Source organism: Pantoea sp. At-9b (assembly GCF_000175935.2).
Taxonomy (GTDB): Bacteria; Pseudomonadota; Gammaproteobacteria; order Enterobacterales; family Enterobacteriaceae; genus Pantoea.
Genome location: NC_014838.1, coordinates 58565 through 77017, shown reverse-complemented (window position 1 = coordinate 77017; position 18453 = coordinate 58565). Strand labels below are relative to the sequence as shown.

General features: G+C 52.1%; 17 protein-coding genes. 11 read left to right on the top strand and 6 right to left on the bottom strand.

Translation table 11 applies throughout. From position 1 onward, the window contains the following. Positions 1–410: 410 nt before the first annotated feature. The 4 genes from PAT9B_RS20535 to PAT9B_RS20520 all read left to right on the top strand — a co-directional run bounded on the left by PAT9B_RS20535 (position 411) and on the right by PAT9B_RS20520 (position 4510). Positions 411–1754 (top strand): MFS transporter, encoded by a 1344-nt coding sequence (locus PAT9B_RS20535; protein ID WP_013511187.1) that lies wholly within the window; start codon positions 411–413, stop codon positions 1752–1754. 126 nt (positions 1755–1880) lie between these two features. Then, entirely contained in the window at positions 1881–2840 is a 960-nt protein-coding gene (locus tag PAT9B_RS20530) for a C-terminal binding protein (protein WP_013511186.1), read from the top strand. A 28-nt stretch (positions 2841–2868) separates the two neighbouring features. Next, the gene (locus PAT9B_RS20525; RefSeq protein WP_013511185.1) at positions 2869–3525 is read left to right on the top strand and encodes an RraA family protein; all 657 of its coding nucleotides are present in this window, start codon (positions 2869–2871) and stop codon (positions 3523–3525) included. Between the two features lie 52 nt (positions 3526–3577). Beyond that, positions 3578–4510 (top strand): sugar kinase, encoded by a 933-nt coding sequence (locus tag PAT9B_RS20520; RefSeq protein WP_013511184.1) that lies wholly within the window; start codon positions 3578–3580, stop codon positions 4508–4510. Positions 4511–4554: 44 nt separating this feature from the next. On the opposite strand, the gene PAT9B_RS20515 is transcribed toward PAT9B_RS20520, so the two are convergent. After that, positions 4555–5682 carry an acyltransferase family protein gene (locus tag PAT9B_RS20515; protein WP_013511183.1) on the bottom strand — a complete coding sequence of 376 codons (1128 nt, stop codon included), beginning with the start codon at positions 5680–5682 and terminating at the stop codon, positions 4555–4557. Between the two features lie 575 nt (positions 5683–6257). Here PAT9B_RS20515 and PAT9B_RS20510 point away from each other — a divergent pair. The 5 genes from PAT9B_RS20510 to PAT9B_RS20490 all read left to right on the top strand — a co-directional run bounded on the left by PAT9B_RS20510 (position 6258) and on the right by PAT9B_RS20490 (position 10111). Beyond that, a complete protein-coding gene (locus tag PAT9B_RS20510; protein WP_013511182.1) occupies positions 6258–7055 on the top strand; it encodes an SGNH/GDSL hydrolase family protein in 798 nt (265 codons plus the stop codon). Positions 7056–7154: 99 nt separating this feature from the next. After that, positions 7155–7790, top strand: coding sequence for a GntR family transcriptional regulator (locus PAT9B_RS20505; RefSeq protein WP_013511181.1), 636 nt, complete (start codon positions 7155–7157; stop codon positions 7788–7790). 120 nt (positions 7791–7910) lie between these two features. Further along, positions 7911–9134 (top strand): zinc metallochaperone GTPase ZigA, encoded by a 1224-nt coding sequence (gene zigA / locus PAT9B_RS20500; RefSeq protein ID WP_013511180.1) that lies wholly within the window; start codon positions 7911–7913, stop codon positions 9132–9134. Positions 9135–9223: 89 nt separating this feature from the next. Continuing rightward, positions 9224–9409 carry a tautomerase family protein gene (locus PAT9B_RS20495; protein WP_013511179.1) on the top strand — a complete coding sequence of 62 codons (186 nt, stop codon included), beginning with the start codon at positions 9224–9226 and terminating at the stop codon, positions 9407–9409. Positions 9410–9619: 210 nt separating this feature from the next. Next, entirely contained in the window at positions 9620–10111 is a 492-nt protein-coding gene (locus PAT9B_RS20490; protein ID WP_013511178.1) for a GNAT family N-acetyltransferase, read from the top strand. A 410-nt stretch (positions 10112–10521) separates the two neighbouring features. On the opposite strand, the gene PAT9B_RS20485 is transcribed toward PAT9B_RS20490, so the two are convergent. Then, positions 10522–10770, bottom strand: coding sequence for a bacteriocin immunity protein (locus tag PAT9B_RS20485; RefSeq protein ID WP_013511177.1), 249 nt, complete (start codon positions 10768–10770; stop codon positions 10522–10524). 9 nt (positions 10771–10779) lie between these two features. Then, positions 10780–13134: an S-type pyocin domain-containing protein gene (locus tag PAT9B_RS20480; protein ID WP_150105832.1), complete on the bottom strand. Its 2355-nt coding sequence runs from the start codon at positions 13132–13134 to the stop codon at positions 10780–10782. A 314-nt stretch (positions 13135–13448) separates the two neighbouring features. Here PAT9B_RS20480 and PAT9B_RS20475 point away from each other — a divergent pair, with 314 nt between their 5' ends. Together PAT9B_RS20475 and PAT9B_RS20470 are read left to right on the top strand one after the other, a co-directional pair. Further along, complete coding sequence (locus PAT9B_RS20475) at positions 13449–13754, top strand: hypothetical protein (RefSeq protein ID WP_190274678.1); 306 nt, start codon at positions 13449–13451, stop codon at positions 13752–13754. A 491-nt stretch (positions 13755–14245) separates the two neighbouring features. Further along, the gene (locus PAT9B_RS20470; RefSeq protein WP_013511174.1) at positions 14246–14989 is read left to right on the top strand and encodes a GntR family transcriptional regulator; all 744 of its coding nucleotides are present in this window, start codon (positions 14246–14248) and stop codon (positions 14987–14989) included. On the opposite strand, the gene PAT9B_RS20465 is transcribed toward PAT9B_RS20470, so the two are convergent. The 3 genes from PAT9B_RS20465 to PAT9B_RS20455 are packed head-to-tail and all read right to left on the bottom strand — an operon-like array spanning position 14976 to position 18257. After that, positions 14976–15956, bottom strand: a complete 981-nt coding sequence (locus tag PAT9B_RS20465; protein ID WP_013511173.1) for a PfkB family carbohydrate kinase — start codon at positions 15954–15956, stop codon at positions 14976–14978. The two genes, PAT9B_RS20470 and PAT9B_RS20465, sit on opposite strands and share 14 nt — an antisense overlap. Continuing rightward, positions 15940–16965, bottom strand: coding sequence for an ADP-ribosylglycohydrolase family protein (locus PAT9B_RS20460; protein ID WP_190274683.1), 1026 nt, complete (start codon positions 16963–16965; stop codon positions 15940–15942). Before PAT9B_RS20460 ends, PAT9B_RS20465 begins: the two co-directional genes overlap by 17 nt. A gap of 17 nt (positions 16966–16982) precedes the next feature. Beyond that, entirely contained in the window at positions 16983–18257 is a 1275-nt protein-coding gene (locus PAT9B_RS20455; protein WP_013511171.1) for a nucleoside permease, read from the bottom strand. Between the last annotated feature and the right edge of the window lie 196 nt (positions 18258–18453).

Below are 18453 nucleotides of genomic sequence, written 5' to 3'. Positions count from 1 at the left end.
CGAGGCATTAATTGGAGGAAAATGAATTTATCTATTTGATAGATAAAAATATTAATTAACACAACACGCTAACATGTCAGGCGTTATTTTATGAAATTTCTCTGACATTGCAAAATTCGTGCTCAACGTGACTCTATGCGTGACTACCATCACACTAACGCGTTAACTGCTGTCTTTTTTGTGATCAATTTAGCAAATGACTAACATGCAGCTAACTTTATAACCGCCACCTGATAGATTTGTGACATGTCAGTTTTAACCCAGTGACATTCAGCGCGAAGTGAACGTCAGCGCAAAGCGAAGGAATTACCTCAACCTTGCTTTGCACCGCCACCCACCAGGGAGCAGACGTGTACTTTCCGCGGCTTCTCACGCTGTCATTCAATCGTATAAGAATCAGGAAAGCAGCTATGAGTACTTTGACACAGAGTAAAACGCGCGACGTCGTCAGCGACCTCGAGCACAGCACCATCCGTAAAATCATCACCATGCTGGTCCCTTTGATGGTGGCGATGTATGTGGTGGCCTATATCGATCGACAAAATATCAGTTTTGCCAAATTGCAGATGGTCAGTAGCCTTGGCTGGAGTGAATCGGCTTTTGGCCTCGGGTCATCGTTGTTTTTTATCGGCTACCTGATTTTTAGCGTCCCAGGCAACCTCATCCTGTCGAAAGTCGGCGCGAAACGCTGGTTTGCCCTCAGCCTCGCCGCCTGGGGCATCATCACTGTCGCCCTCGCCTTTACACAAAGTCTGACCATGTTCTACAGCCTGCGTTTTGTGCTGGGGCTGGCAGAAGCCAGTTTCTATCCCGGCCTGATCTATTACTCAACCCAGTGGTTCCCGACCAAATATCGCCCGCGCGTGGTCGGCTTTCTGGTTACCGCCAGTATGTTCGCCAATATGATTGGCGCACCACTCAACGGCGCGCTGCTCAGCATGCACGGCATTATGGGTTATGAAGGCTGGCAATGGCTGTTCCTGATGACCGGTTTGCTGGCAATTATGCTGATCATTCCGGTGATGTCCTGGTTCCCCATTAGCCCGGAACACGCCTCTTTCCTGTCACGTGAGCAGAAGCAGTGGTTGTCACAGCGCCTGGAAGAAGAACGCCGCCAGGAAACCGATAAATCTGTCGATACGCTGTTCAAATCGTTGACCGATAAACGCGTACTGGCCTTGGCGTTGGTGTATGGCTTTATCTGCTTTGGTGCTTATGGCATCAGTTACTGGATGCCAACCATTGTGAAATCCTTCGGGGTCTCCGACATGACCAACGGCTTCGTCAATATGATCCCCTGGGCACTGGTGATGATCATGTTGCGCTGGCTGACGCAAAAACCCGAACGCACCAATAACCCGTTCGTTAACGTCGCACTGCCGATGTTCACCTCCGCCGCCTGTCTGGTGGGTTCCGTGTGGTTCGCCAGCCAACCGGTGATCAGCTTCGCCTTTATCTGCGGTGTCGTGCTGTCGGTGTTTGCCATCCAGCCTTGCTTCTGGAATCTGACCAAATTCCTCTCCGGCGCATCCGCCGCCGCGGGGATCGCCATTATCAACTCGCTGGCTAACCTCGGCGGCTTCTTCGCCCAGAACACCATCCCGCTGGTACGCGATCAAATGCAAAGCGCTACTGCACCGATGGTCTATCTCAGCATCGTCATGCTGGTGGGCGGTATCAGCACCATGATGATCATCAAATGGCTACAGCGCCAGCGTGAACCGGCGAATGCGGCTCCGATGCCAGGTCACTAATCTGACATTTCAGATATATAAATTAAATGTGATACAAGTCACTATTATCAGGAATATCCGTTGCTGGTAACCCTCTTTATCGGCAACATCAAATAAAACTAACATGTCAGTTTTAAGAAGGTTGTCATGAAAAAGATTGTGGTTCTTGAACCGGGTTATGTGCATTACCGCGAAGAAGAAGCCATCCTCGCCGCCTTTCATCCTGAGTTTGTGGTGATCCCCACCACCGCCTCTCAGGCAACCAAGTTGGATCAGTTGCGTGACGCCGATGCCGTCATGCTGCGTGAAGCCCGTCTTGATAGCAGCCTGATTGCCGCACTCGATAAATGTCAGGCGATTGTGCGCTACGGCGTTGGGGTCGATAACGTCGACCTCGCAGCAGCGAAAGAAAAAGGCATTTATGTGGCGAATGTGCCGGATTACGGTTCTGAAGATGTGGCTGAACACGCGCTGGCATTGTTGCTGGCCGCCACGCGGCGCATTACCTCGCGCGATCATCAGGTCCATCACGGTCAGTGGAATATCGGCCAGGCCGAACCGATGTTTCGCATGAGCGGCAAAGTGCTGGGGATTGTTGGCTTTGGCCGCATTGCTCGCTGTCTTGCCGCCAAAGCACGTGGTATCGGTTTCCGCTCCCTGCTGGTCTGCGATCCCCTGCTGGATGCACAGGCGGCAGAAGATGCCGGTGTGGTCCGCGTCTCACTGGAAACGCTGTGCCGTGAAGCGGATTTCATCTCCCTGCATGTCCCGTTGTCGGAGAAAACCCGCCATCTGATCGGTGCTGAACAGCTGGCCATGATGAAACCCACCAGCGTGCTGGTGAACACCTCGCGCGGTGGTCTGATCGATGAAACTGCCCTGTTCCATGCGTTGCAAAACCGTCAGCTGTTTGCCGCCGGTCTCGACGTGTTCGAGCAGGAACCGATCCGTGCCGACCATCCACTGCTGACGTTATCCAACGTGATCTGTACCGATCATACCGCCTGGTTCACCGAAGAATCCGTGATTGAACTGCAACGCAAAGCCGCACAGGAAGTACTGCGCGTCTTCGAAGGCAACAAACCCCTGAATTGGGTGAATCGCTAATCACCCGCCCTGCCAAGAGGAAAACAAAATGTATAGCAAAGAGATTATTGACGGTTATCGCGCTATTTTTTCCACCGCATCGATTGCCGATGCCTGTGACCAGATTGTGGGCAAAACCATGTTCCTGCCGTTCGAAGTGAAGAACCGCATCAATGACAAGAAGATTGTCGGGCCAGCCGTCACCATTCTGGAAGATGTCACCGAGGAAAAACTGCCGCCGCAGCATGCGCTGGATGCCATTGATGAATCAGCAGCAGGTTCTGTGATTGTCATCGGTGGCAGTCCGGCACTGGAGAACGTCGCCGTCTGGGGTGGCTTGATGACCGCAGGCGCGGTAGCGAATAAACACGAGGGCGCGGTGCTGATGGGCGGCGTGCGTGACCTCACCGAGATCCGTCGTGATTACGATTTCCCGGTTTATGCCAAAACCGTGACGCCGGGTACCACGCTGGGGCGTTTCAAAACCCTCGATGCCAATGTCGCGTTGACGCTGGGTGAAGTGACCATTCACCCGGGTGACCTGATCGTTGGCGATGTTGATGGCGTGGTTTGTGTACCACAAGCCCACGTTGACGCAGTGCTGGAACTGTCCAAATCGATCGACCAGCGCGAGCTGGAGCAGGCCAAACTGATTATCCAGTCAGGATCGCTGCGTGAAGGTCTGGCCAAATACGGTCGTATTTAACCGTGATAAACGGCCGTGGCCCACTGTCGCGGCCGTCTGACAGGACAAAATAATGAAAGATCTGGATATTCTCTCCTTTGGTGAACCGCTGTACGAATTCAGTCAGTTACCGCAGGCACAACAACCGGTTAGCTATCTCAGCGGCTATGGCGGCGACACCTCGAACTTTGCCATCAGCGCAGCACGTCAGGGCGCGAATGTGGCGATGTTTACACAGCTTGGCAACGATGTATTTGGTGATCAGTTTGTCGCCTTATGGCAGCAGGAAAACGTCCGCTGCGACTGGGTGCTGCGTCATGAAGACGCCCCGACCGGTATCTACTTTATCAGCCACGATGCCAGCGGCCACCACTTCACCTTTTATCGCCAGGGTTCTGCCGCTTCTCGCCTGCGCCCGCAGGACTTACCGGAAGCCGCAATTGCTGCCGCACGGCTGCTGCACACCTCAGCCATTACCCTGGCAATCAGTGACAGTGCCTGTGACAGCGTCTTTGCCGCATTGGAACTGGCGCGTAACCATCAAACATTAACCTCCTTCGATACCAATCTGCGCCTGAAACTGTGGCCGCTGGCGCGGGCACGCGCGGTGATTCATGAGGTGGCACGCTGGGTGGATATTTGTATGCCAAGCCTGGATGAGGCACGGTTGCTGACCGGTTTACAGGATGCTGATGCCATCGCCGATTTTTATCTGCATCTCGGCGTAAAACAGGTGGTATTGAAGATGGGCAGCGAAGGTGCGATGTATGCCAGCGCGGAGCAACGCGTCATTGCCGCAGGTCATAAGGTGGCGACCGTTGATGCTACCGGTGCTGGCGACTGCTTCTCCGGTGCGTTTCTTACCCGATTACTGGCGGGCGATGCGCCTCAACATGCGTTGCATTACGCCAACGCGGCCGCGGCACTTACCACCACGGGCTACGGTGCAGTGGCACCGATCCCTCGCCAGTCCCAGGTTAACGCTTTTCTGCAACAGGCGAATTAATCACGCCAGCCCGCCCTCTCCTGCCGGAAAGGGCGGGCCTGAGGTTACAACCGGACCTCGACCGGTGCCACCGCTTTTTTCGTTTTGACCTTCAAACCAAATAATACTGATGCGATGCGTGACCGCTTAATCAGCAGATAACATAACGTACTGAACGCAATGCCGATGAAGCAGTTGATCAGGACATAGATAATCGACAAATTCGCCGGTAGCCAGACATCCATCAGCCAGGAAAAAGTGATCACCACCGGATAATGCAGCAGATAAATCACCAGCGCGGAATCGACCACCCCGGTCAGTAAGGGGTTTTCCTTCACCGGCATCCGTTCAAAGACGAATACCAACCAGTAAGCAAGCTGGAACGAAAGGACGCCGCCCGCCAGCACCGGCAAATATTTCAACGCGCTGGCAATGTGATGATGCGCAACCACATAAAACCCCAGCCAGGTAATCAGCGCCATCGCAGCAATCACCCACGTATTAATCACCCAGGAATTGACGTAAGTGGCTATTTTCTCACGATTAACATACAACGCATACCCGGCCGCATAATACACCACAAAACGCGCCGTCACCGGGATTAACTCGATAAATTCTCCCTGCCCTTTGACCAAAAACTTAAGGAAGAAACAAACGTTAGCAAGTGCAATCAGGGTTACCAGAAGCCAGGGTAGCGAAAACCGCTCAAGCTGTTTGGCGGCAAATTGATAGAACCCGAGCGGAATAACTAACGACATCACCGACAACGACACCAGGAACCACAGGTGATGCATCATTGAATAACTGTGCAACCAACCCGCTAACGATAAGGGTGTGCCTTTCATCTGCCAGGCAATCACATACATCAGTGGTGGCAGGAATAAATACGCAGTAATAAGCGGTGCCAGCACCCGTTTTAAGCGGTTATCACGAAACAGTTGTTGCCCTTTACGTAATACCACCAGCGCGGAAAACATGCCCGAGAGAAAGAAGAACACCTCCATTCTGAATGTATGAATCATGCTAAGAAAGGCGGTGAATAACTCTGAGGGGTCGCGCTGTGCAACATAATACCAGCCATTTTCACCCGGAAGACTTCGCGACGCATGTAAAAGCACACCCTCAAGAATTAATCCGGCGCGCAGCAAATCCAGGCCGATATTACGGCCAGACAAAAACGACGGCGTATTCATATCCACACCTCGAAGATGAATTATTTAAAGGAAGCGACGTTTATTAAATTGATGCTAACAGCTCGGAGAGTTGTTTACTGTTCGTTTACATCTTTTAGGAAAATCGCTATTGCAAAACCTCTCCAACTCTAAAGGAAAATTAATAGCATTAAGAATAACCTTACCATGCAAAGCATAACGCAATGAATTAATGAGATATCGGCAGGGTTAGGATAAAACTCACTAAATGGATGATTTTGCTAATATGACGAAATTCTTTCACTCAGCGGTGGATATCTTTACGATAAATTTGCATATAATGACAATGTAAAGAATATATAACCAATTAGGGTTAAAAATAAAATCATAAAAATTAATCCAGCTAACTAAATAACTGACAATGAAATAACAAACAAACCCTATCTCCTTGATTTTAAATCACAACAAAAACAAATAAACAAAGTTAATTAACGATATATTTATAATTAGACAGGTTTTAAGAATGCTCTGATGGCATTCCCAATGTCAGAACATGGCATATATACTCTTTACAGCTGAAGCCATTCACACTCCAATAGCAAAAAGGCAGATTAGCGATGAAACCCATTTTTTATCTCCTTAGCGCGTTATCGCCCGCAATCGTATCATTAAGTCCATGGGTTTATGCAGCAAACAATACCGATAATAAATTTATTATTGAGGCTTACGGTGGTTCCAGCACCCAGGGCGCAATGGCGGTACGGGAAAATGGCAAAGTGCATCCCATTTTTATAAAAAATAATGAAATAGGTCTGATCAACCAATTCATCAAAGAGAAATACGGTGATGGCATTCAGGTTGTCAATAAAGGTGCTTCATCTTCGCAGGCGATGGATCTGCTGAACGGCAAATACTTTTATAAGAACAATAAAAGCTGGAGCGAGGAGATGAAAAAGTCTCCGGCCCGCATCGTGCTGTTGAATTTTGCCACTAACGATGCCAGACATTTTCATTATCAGGATATTGAACCTAACTATCGCGTGAGCCCGGCGCAATACAATAAGGTCATGGCACAACTGGTCAATATTGCCCGTGCCGCAGGTAAAGAGGTGATTTTACAGGAACCCCACCCGATTTGTGGGGGAGCCGCCAGGTGGAATATTGCCCCTTATGTCACCCAGCTGGATAAGCTGGCGCGGACTGAAAACGTACCACTGTCAAAACAATATCAACGCATTCTGCAAATGAATAACTGGCAGTCATTGTTATCACCAGATTGTGTGCATCCTTCAGAGGCACTCTATCGTATTAAAGCAGAAGAGACTTTCTCGGTGCTGGTGGCGCATTACGGTGCGCAATTGGCTGCCGCCGGGCGGCAGCACGATCCTGACCCCGCTCAAACAGCCCAACGATAATCTCATGCGCCTGCGCATAGCGCGATTTACGCCATGTCCGAATGGCTACATTTCTGGTATACATACTGCTCCAATCAGTGTGGAGCAGACAGCAAAACTATGGCGCAGGATCTTCTGAAAGATGTGGTGTACAAACGAATCAAGGACATGATCGTTAATGGCTCGCTGCCAATGGGCGGTAAGCTTTCAGAATCTGCCCTCGCTACCCGTTTAGCCGCCAGTAAAGCCCCAGTGCGAGATGCCTTACGGCGTTTACAAAGCGAAGGGCTGGTCCAGATCAAACCCAAAAGTGGCACCTTTGTGTTTAGCCTGAACGATCTGGAATTCAAAGATTTGCTGGAGTTTCGTTTCTATGTGGAATCGAAGGCGATGGCACTGGCGCTGAAAAGGAATCCCAAGCAGTTGGTGCAGGAGATTTCGGCGATTCTCGATAATATGGAGTTCTGCATTAACAACGGCTCCAGCGTGGAATATATCCGGCTGGATAACCTGTTTCACCAGGCGTTGTTTACCTGGTGCCAGAACCCCTATCTCGAACAAGCCTACACCTTGATCTCATCGCGCATGGCGACCATACGTAATTACCTCGGCAGCAACGACGAACATATGCATCGTTCATGGGATCAGCACGTCACTATCGTTACCGCGCTGCGTAACAACGACTACGACAGCGCGCTGGTGGCCTTGCAAGGTCATATCCTGCCCGAGTTCGGCGCTTACTGGGGTCTGCTTTAATTCTGCCGGCGCCGGGCCAACGTCTGGCGCCAGCAGAGATTGACCGATAATCTCCCTTGTCATCTCTGGGTTATTATTGTTATGTTATAACATAACAATTAATGATTCAGAGGTTATGCTATGTCGCTCATCCCGGATTCTCGCCTTCCCGTCACGGTGCTGTCTGGTTTTCTCGGTGCCGGAAAAACCACGCTGCTCAACCATATTCTTAACAACCGCGAAGGACGTAGGGTCGCGGTGATCGTCAATGATATGTCGGAAGTAAACATTGATGCTGCGCTGGTTCGCAATGGCGGCGCGGAGCTTTCCCGCACCGATGAAAAGCTGGTGGAGATGAGCAACGGCTGCATTTGCTGCACATTGCGCGAAGATTTACTGCTGGAGGTGCGTCGTCTGGCCGAAGCTGGACGCTTTGACCAGTTAGTTATCGAATCCACCGGCATTTCCGAACCGTTGCCGGTTGCAGAAACCTTCACCTTCGCGGACGAAGACGGCCAAAGCCTGTCACGCTTCGCCCGGCTGGATACCATGGTAACCGTGGTGGATGGTTATAACTTCCTGCGCGACTACCGCTCAACCGATTCCCTGCAAGCACGCGGCGAATCCCTCGGTGAGGCCGATGCCCGTTCAGTGGTGGATTTGTTGGTCGATCAGATCGAGTTTTGCGATGTGCTGGTAGTGAATAAAACCGATTTGATTAGCGAACACGATCAACAAACGCTGCACGCCATGCTGCGTTCCCTTAACCCACGTGCGCAAATTGTATTTTCCCGCTTTGGCCAGGTGCCGTTGACGGAACTGCTGGAAACCGGGCGTTTTGATTTTGATGCCGCCGCTCAGGCTCCCGGTTGGCTACAGGAATTACGCGGAGAACATCAGCCGGAAACAGAGGAGTATGGCATCCGCAGTTTTGTCTATCGCGCGCGTCGCCCTTTTCATCCACAGCGATTCTGGCATGCGGTGAATCACCAACTGGAGGGGGTAATCCGCTCCAAAGGTTATTTCTGGCTGGCGAGCCGCCCGGAGTATGCGGCGATGTGGTCGCAGGCCGGTGCGGTGGCACGCCAGGGGTATGCCGGTCATTGGTGGGCCAGTATCCCACGTGAACGCTGGCCACAGGATGAGGAATCGCTGGCGTTTATCGCCCGGCACTGGCAGGAGGGTATCGGTGATGCGCGGCAGGAGTTGGTGTTTATCGGTATTGAGATGGATGAAGACCAGGTGCGGAATGCATTGGACCACGCCCTGCTGACATCCGCAGAGATGGCGGCAGGTCCGGCACACTGGAAGCAGTTATCTGATCCACTGCCGGAATGGTTTGAACGCGATGAGGTAAACGCGTGATCGCACAGATCGCAACAAATGGCTACGTTTTTCCATAGAACTGAGGAGTATGCTGAATCGCAGCATTTACCCTTACAGGAGAAGACGTTATGCCAGAAGTTGTTGTTTATGCCGCGGAAGGCCGTACCACTGAACAGAAAAAGAAACTGCTGAAAGCCATCACTGCGGCGGTGTCGGATTCGTTTGAGATTGATGCGCACGCCGTGGTGGTCTCGATTGTCGAAACGCCGTTGCACATGAAATCAAAGGGCGGCATTCCGTTTGACGAGCGCTAACGGATACCCTCTCCCCTGCCCATTATCCTGATGGGCAGGATTTTCCCCTCTTCCCTTTATCCTGTTAGCAAATATCGCTACCCTAAGGCCGCTTAGCTTGTACAAATTCGTAGCGGCGCGATTTAGCGCGCAATTCCGTGCGTGGGTTGTGAAAACCTGCGCGATAAATCGCGCCGCTACACGTGCTTTTTTCTTTCTCCCGGAGTCTTCATGTCCCTGCCGTTGTTCCGTCGCCCTACCCTCAATGATGTTGATCGCTGCTTTGAAATTGAAATCACTGCCTATGAAGGCGATGAAGCCGCAACACGCGAGAAGATCGCCACCCGTATCGCCGACTATCCGCAAGGCTTTTTGCTGCTGGAAGTGGACGGTCAACCCGTTGGTTTTATCAACTCAGGCTGTGCCTGGGAAGTTGTGATGTCTGACGAAGCCTTTAAAGAGCTGGTGGGGCATGATGCTGCCGCGCCGAATGTGGTGATTATGTCGGTGGTGGTGGATCCGCAGTGGCAGGGTAAAGGCTATGCCGCGCAACTGATGCGCAGGTTTATTGAGGAACAACGCGCGTTGGGCAAGCAAAGCATTCACCTGATGTGTAAAACCCAGCATATCGAGTTGTACCGCAAGTTTGGTTTTACTTATATCAAACCGTCTGATTCTGACCACGGCGGCATGGCGTGGCATGAGATGATTAACACGCTGTAACGGTTGTTCTTGCACAGATATGTAGCGGCGCGATTTTTCGCGCTGTTTTAAGCATGGTCAGGGCTGTAAAAGCCGCGCGATAAATCGTGCCGTGCCGCGACGAGATCAGTACACCCAAATAGATTTAAAGTCGGGTATGAAATCTTTATCTTCATTGTCGAGGAGTCAGTCAGAATCCTGATGAAATTCCGATAAATTCATGAAATTCTCAAGAAGCTAATCCTGATACGCTTCTTTTACATTACCACTACGAATTCCAATCAACCGTCCAATAAATTCCACACCCGTGTGATTCCCCATTATGTTTCATGCCATTCCTTTGCTGGTGGTACCATAAAAAATGGCCGGGTAGCTTACGCTTCTCGGCCATGCGATCATAGAATCAACTTGTTAGCTTATGGCGGCTAGTCTCAGGACTTAAAACCTGGTTTATTATTTGCTGCTCGCCAATCTTTGATCTCATTCAAAATTCCCTGGGGTGTCAAATCTTCATCACTCCAAAAAATGAGATCGTTGCAGTTAGGATATTCTGAAATGTCGCAGACATGTTCAATTAAGGCATCCTGATACGCCTCTCCACCTTCTGCTTCAAAAATTTCTTCGATTAATCCCAGAAATTCTGATTCTGAATAGTCTTCCAACTTCGTTTTTCGTTCCATGTGGATTCCTTACTTTCCTGAGTGAATTTCGACATGTTGTTTTGGTGTAACGACATGGATATTGTCTATGTTGTAAACTTCCCCACCATCTGAAATCAAATCAACATGATGTAACTCTGTAGAATGCCTTTTTCCAGCCTGTTCTAACTCACGAACTCGTGGAGCAAGACCTTTTTTCATGCGGCCCTGATTACCCTTCTTAAATTGCCCTGCCAATTCCGGGTCCGCCGCTACCTCCTGCCAGAACGATCTGCGAAACGCATCAAAACTGCTAAATTCACGATCGCGTAGGCGGTCAGCAATACGTGTCGGTACAGGAGCACCCAGCCCCTCTCCGGCACCCGCTAACCAGCTTCCCTCAACATCAGTACCTGTGCCCGTTACCTTGCCCGGTAGATCGCGCCCGCTCTGCAGCATGATATAAGCAGGCGCAAGTCCCGAGTCTTCCGGGAAGATCAGTATAGCGTCACGGAAATCTACATCGTCGGCTTGAGGAAAACTTTCTACCGAAGGTGTGACCACGTCAGGATCTGTGTTACCGGTATTATCCGGTACCGCTTCGCTGTGCGTGGGGGTAACCAGCGGCGGTAATCCCTGGTAACCCGGCGCGCCTGTTGGAGAGACCAAAATAGTACGCGATGGCAGGCCACTTTCCGCCGGAATGGTGACGGAATACAGGCCGGTCACCGCATCCACCGAGGCGCTCAGAACACGTACCTGCCCCGGATTGACGGTACGTACCAGATAGGTTTTTAACACGCCATCTGTCACGTAGACGCGGCCGCGCACCACCATATCTACCGACTCTCCGGCAGCGGCCGCAGCCAGCAAATCATCGTTAGCAGGAAGATTTATGGCCTCACCCGGCATCGCGGAGAGAAACATATTGATATCTTCGCGGCCCGGTACCTGATCGCTGCCCTCTCCCGCCCCAGGAATGTAGGCAACAGAAGCAATCAATGCACCCACTCCGCTACCGGCCAGCACGGTCCCCAGCAACTCGGCCATCACAGTTCGAACCGTGTTCCACGCCGCCGTTGCAGCGGCCTCGCCGAAGGTAAAACCCCCCAGTCCGGTCTCAGCAAACGTTAGAGGAGCCGCCGCAGCGGCAGCCGGGAAGCCCGCAAAGCCAAAAACGTTTGGTTCTTCAAGTTTGGCGTGAGCGGCTTCAAGCGCTGCCGCCTTAGATGCCGCTTCCGCTTCTCTCTGCGCCTGTGCGTCTGCGGCTGCCTGCGCCTGTGCTGCCGCTTCACGCTCAGCCTGTACCCGCGCTTCTTCAGCCGCCTGTCGTTCCCGTTCTGCCTGACGTTTAGCTTCCGCTTCTGCCTCGGCCTGTTGCAGACGGGTTTGTGCCACCTGTAACGCCTGATTAGCGTGATTTAAAATATCGGTTTGGGCCGCAACGTCCTGATTTAGCGTGCTGTTATGCGCTTGTAGAGCATCCACGGCACTTTGTAGCGGGTCCCTTTCATTCAGTCGCGGGTCAATATGCGCTTTATGAAACTGGTTGGCCCGTTGCGTGTCCCCCGCCTGCATCATTGCGGCCCAGACCCCTCGCAACTGTGCTATTTCAGCATTAAGCTGCTCTAACCTCGGCTGTCTGGCATTAATTTCCGCATTGTTACTGCTGATTTGCGCGTTGTGAGTATTGATTTGATTGCTGGCAGCCGTCGCCGCTGCCGCTGCATTATTCACATCACGTTGTGCGGCCTCTACCGGGTGCGCAGCATCCCATTCGGCCTGCCGACGCCGCTCCTCTTCTTCGGCCAGACGTTGGGCTTCTTGCGCCGCCGCCAATTCAGCGGCTTTACGTGCTGCTTCAGCCTCCAAGGCCTTCTTCAGATTAATTTGCTCCTGAACCAAGGCAATTGCCTGTTCCTGACGTCCTTTGTCACCCTGCATCCATTCCTGGCGGCTTGAATTTAGCGGACGCGAATATAGGCTGACACTGACAATATTGTCATTTCCATCCACCGTTACCATATAGATGTAGCCATTGACGGCCGCACGATAACCGTCAGGCACTTTTGCTGTCACATTGGTACGCAGGTTATCGTTACTGTCTCCACCGGAATTACCGTCCGACCAATGAAGATGGTCATCGCTAACCCAATTCATGCCTCCGGTTATTTGGATACGTTGTTCACCATTGACCATCACCAATGCAGGCGTACCCGGATTATACGAGTAATATCCGTACCCTTTGTCGCCAGCATTTCCTGACCCCGAATTACCTCCCCCGCTGTTAACTCCACCGGTTGGGCCGCGATCTCCACCACCAAATTGGTGATTGTGGGCATTATCAAATCCATTACCCATACTCTTTCCTCTTAAGTTTAAATTCTCCAGAATTAAATGACTCATTCTTACAGCTATAACCCGCCGAGATTTCCCATGGGATAATTAGCTGCGAGAGATATCCTTACCGAGAAAAAACATCACCACAATGCAAAACAGTTAAATTAATAAAAGAGTAATCTGATTACTAACTACAACAACTAATAAAATAAAATTCAATGAAGAATATAATTTCATTACTACTAGAAATATTTGCGCAATTCATTAAGAAACCGTATGTTACCTGTGAAGACCGACAAGTGTCTGACAAGGAGATAAATGTGCTTATAATCATTGATGATTGCTGTAAATCGATTTACTTCAACCGGAAGGAGTTATTAATGACAAAAATGGAGTTCTGTTATTACCGCCTGCTCGCACAGCACCATGGAAACACCGTACCTGCAGATGTTGTTATTGAACACATATGGCCTTCACGGAAAGCCGTGACTTCCCAGAACAATCTTTCACAACTAACATTCAAGGTTAAAAAAAAGATGCTCACAGTGGATGGTGCTGTCACGTTAAAATCTTCGCTTAAGGAAGGATGCCTGCTTGCCCATGGCAGACGAACGAGAACACTATGCATCAGGAATAAAATAGCATCGAAGATATATCGATTCATCTTTTTAAACATCAACAGATAAGACACATAACGCCAGGGAAACATCCAACGGCCAGAATTCTAAACAAAAATAATCACAAACAGAACGATAATAATTAGAAAACTTCAGATTATAAATTTACCTTTTACGTTCCAGTCAACATAAAAGGTGCAATATGAAATCAAATCATCACATTTGTATATGCGTTCCGGCAATCATGTTTGTTTCATTAATAACAGGTGGCTGTCAGCACAACTCGCCTGTTTACGGCGATTACTCCTCGGAAGTCTGTCTTCAGATTGGACAAAACCATGATTCAAACTGCTCCAATTCCGGTGATAAACGTAAATCAGGTAGCCCGGATGCCGCGCGCGCCAGGGAGGACATTAGCCAAAATAATGTACCTTAATATCTCAAACTGCCCCTAAAAGCGCACTCCATCAAAGCGGCGCAATGCTATCGCGCCGCAATTCCGCTTCGCAGCTAGCGAATTTTCAGTATCATAGCCCGATCTGTCGTTTACTGGATTGCGTATGACCCCTCAACACAGCTCCCTGTTTGCACAGCTTGCCACCATTCTGGCGGACGAAAGCCGCACGCCGCTGTATAAACGCTTTGCCGCTGCCATTAAAGACGCCGTGCGGGCAGGCGTGTTGGTTCACGAAGAAATCCTGCCGGGAGAACGCGAATTCAGCCAGTTGCTGGGTATTTCGCGTATTACGGTACGTAAGGCAATGGATGAACTGGAAAAAGAGGGCGTGGTGTTTCGTTCACGTGGTTACGGTACGCAAATCTGTAGCCAGTTCGAATATTCGCTGAAAGAACCGAAGGGTCTGTCGCAGCAAGCGGTGTTACGCGGCAAAAAGCCCGATACCGTGTGGATTAACAAAAGCAAAATCCGTTGCAATGCGGAGATTGCGGAAAAACTCGGACTGAGCAGCGGTAGCGATGTCTGGCAACTCAAACGCATTCGCTATGTGGATCAACAGGCGGTGTCCGTTGAGGAGTCATGGGTTTCGACGCAACTGATCGCCGATGCCGACGATATCGGCATCTCGCTGTACGACTATTTTCGTGAACGGCAAATCCTGCCCGTGAAATCACAAAGCCGCGTCAGCGCCCGCATGCCGGATGACGCGCTGCAACAGCAAATTGCCCTGCCCGCCAATGTGCCGGTGCTGGTGATTAAGCAGCTGGCGCTCGACGCACAGGGCAATCCGCTGGAGTACAGCATCAGCTACTGCCGTAGCGATATGTACGTGTTTATTGCCGAGTGAGACGCTGCTGCCAGTAGCTCGCCAGCGTTGCACGATCCGGCGCGCAGTCACCGCCGCGCTGGGAAACCACATAAGATGCCACGGCATTGCCCAAGGCCACGCTGTCGGCCAGCGACCAGCCGGATGCCAGACCCGCCAGCAATCCGCCCGCATGACTGTCGCCCGCGCCAATGGTATCCACCACGGTGGTCGCCAGCGCGGGCACCCACCCTTGGGTTTCGCCGTCACTGTATCCCGCGCCATCGCTGTCGAGCCTTAGCACCATTGCAGCGCCAAACCGCTGCTGCCAGCGCGTCAGCAAGGCATGCGCATCAAAGGGTTCTGTCGCACCGAGGCGTTCCAGCCACAGCAGCTCCGCCTCTTGCCTGTTCACTGTAATCAGTGGATTGAGCGCCATAATACGCGCGAATTGCGCATCCCCGATATCCGCCAGGCGCGGCCCGAAATCCACCAACAGCTGATACGGCGGTGGTTGCCGTTCCAGCCAGTTGATCAGCACCTCCCCGCTTTTGCTGGTGAGTTGATAGCCGGAAAGATAAATCCAGCGCTGCGCCGGTTGCGGTAGCGTATCGAGTAACGCAGCGTCCCACTGATTTTCCACGCCGCTGACAGAGAGAAAGGTACGTTCACCATCCGGTTCCACCAGCGCCAGACACCAGCCATTATCGCCTGATGCGGTTTCCAGCACGCTTTGGATGCCGTATTCCACCAGCTTCTGCCGCACGATCCCGGCCCAGACACCCTGACCCAGCGGTAACGCATTGATCGATGGCACGCCAAGCCGATGCAAGGCAATCGCCACATTTAGCGCACAACCACCGACATTGACGCCCTGCTGATGCAGTTCGATATCACTGCCGCGATGCGGCAGTGAGTAAGCATCGGCAATCACATCCACCACCGCCGCACCCACCACACAAACCGGCAGACGACCCGCCAGTCGTGTCAGATCATCTGGCGTCAGCATAGGCGGCCTCACGCTGCTGGCGGAAACGGTTGAACGCGCGGCTGTAGCGGGTGAAATCGAGGTTATTGGCCGCGTCCAATTCGGCTTTTAGCGCCGGATCGATACCGTCAATGCCCTGCAATGCCCCGCAAATCGCCACCGCCATCGCGCCGATGGTATCGGTGTCACCACCGAGATTAGCGCAGAGAATGGCGCAACGATTCGGATCACCCGCGGCCAGTTCCACCATGGCAATCGCAGCAGGCACCGATTCAATGGTGCTGGTGCCCGTACCGACCACATCGTAAATCTGTTGCATGGTTGATTCGGTGCCCCTGCCCTGCGCCACCACCTGCAACGCCAGTTCCACGCGCGCCGACATGGCGGCGCTGAAGGTGGTGATGCGTTTTTCCTGTGCGGCACGCGCAATCGCTGGCAGTTCATCGCGGAGGGTGGCCCAGTCAGCCCCGTCGATCGCACGCGATACCGCCCAAGCGATCACCGTTGCCCCGGCGATTGCCACGTCGGATTTGTGGGTCGGGCTGGACGCCAGCGCGACTGCATCAATAAAACTCGCCAGATCGCGTGCCGGTAACAGGCATCCCAGCGGTGACACGCGCATCGCCGCGCCGTTGGTCATGCCGTTATTTTCCAACTGCGCCACCGGCGTACCGGCTTTCAACGCGTTGAGGGCGATTTTCGAGGTCGGCCCCAGCACGTTTTTGTTGAAGGCATCAAAATCTTCTGCCCAGCGTAAAATATTGGCCCCGATGGTTTCGGCATTGATCGCGCCATCATGGGTGATGATGGCGTCGGCCAATGCCAGTGCCATCGAGGTGTCGTCGGTAAAGGCCGCCCGGCCAAAATAGCAGGCGGCATTGTTCTCAGCCGGGCCGGGCAGGAAACGATCGATCCAGCCAAAGTGCTGTTTCACGCGGCTGCGCGGCCACAGTTCCGACGGCATCCCCATCGCGTCGCCCAGTGCCTGACCATAAAAAGCGCCCAAAATCCGTTTTTCCTGGTGTGTCATTGTCATCGTAACGTCTCTTATTTATGGCTTTCAGCGGGTGCTGAAGTATCAAAAGCGGTTAATTCATCACTGCGTTTTTTGCCGTCACGGAACAGGGCGATAAAGGCGAGGGTGATAATCACAATCATCACGCTACCGAACATCCACATTCCGGCCCAGTTAAATGTCTGGCCATTAATCGGCTTGTCGTAAGCAAACATCTCCTGCATCAGATAACCGCCGAGGCGATAGCCCAGCAAGCTGCCGATACCCTGACAGGCTAGCGTGATCAAGCCCTGCGCTGCATTGCGCATCGCCACCGGCGCTTTTTTATCCACGTAAATGTAGGCGGTGATGAAGTAGAAGTCATAGCTGACACCATGCAGCAGGATGCCCATAAACAGCAGTCCGAAGGTCAACAGGTTCTGATCGCCGCCGAACACAAAGAACACATAGCGCAACGCAGCCGTCACCAGCCCCAGCAGCAATACTTTGCCGATGCCGAAGCGTTTGATAAAGAACGGCAACGCCAGCAGGAAAAAGATTTCTGATACCTGACCGAGCGTCATCCAGCCAGTGGCGTGCGGCAGCCCCACCTCCGTCAGATAGCCTTCGGCAAAGATGTAGTAGAACGCCAGCGGCATGCTGAACAGGAACGAACAGACAAAGAAGACGAGGAAGCTGCGATCTTTCAACAGGTGCAGCGCATCCAGACCCAACGCCACGCGCAGGCTGAACTTGCCGGTGCTTTTCGGTTCAGTGGCCGGCAACAGCAGGGCAAAGATCCCCAGCAACAACGAACTGGCGGCGGTGATCAGCAACGGCACATTACTGGCCGAGATATCACCGAAACCGAGCAGCGGCGGCAGGAAGCCACAGGCAATACCGGAGGCGATCCAGCCGATGGTGCCCATCACCCGCACCCGCGGGTAGTCGCGTTCGACATCGCCAACGTGGGAGAAGGCGATACTGTTGGTCAGTGCGATGGTCGGCATATAGGTCAGCGCATACAGCAGCAGCAGCGGGAAGAAGCTGCTGAAGTGCGTCTGTTGCGCGGCGAAAAACATCAGCACGGCCCCGGCAATCATCAGCAGCGACAAGACTTTCTGTGCCTGGAAGAAGCGGTCTGCCAGCGAGCCAACCAGAATCGGTGACAGGATCGCGGCGATAGAGGTGCAGGCATAGCACCACGCAATCTCCATCGGTGTGAAGCCATTTTTACTCAGAAAGGCCCAGAGCGGCACGAACCATGCCCCCCAGATAAACCATTCAAGGAACATCATGAACGACAGTTTTGGCATTGTATTTTTCATCGAACTTACTCCCCGGTGTTGGTAGAACCAATCTAACACCACTAACAATACCTTTATAATACCTTTAGCTGATAGTTTGACCTCAACCACATAATTTTAACCGATGGTTAACAGGGCAGGAGATTGTAGCGGGAAATAAAAAAGCGCGATAAATCGCGCCGCTACGGGGGTAATTGTTTGTAGCGGCACGATTTAT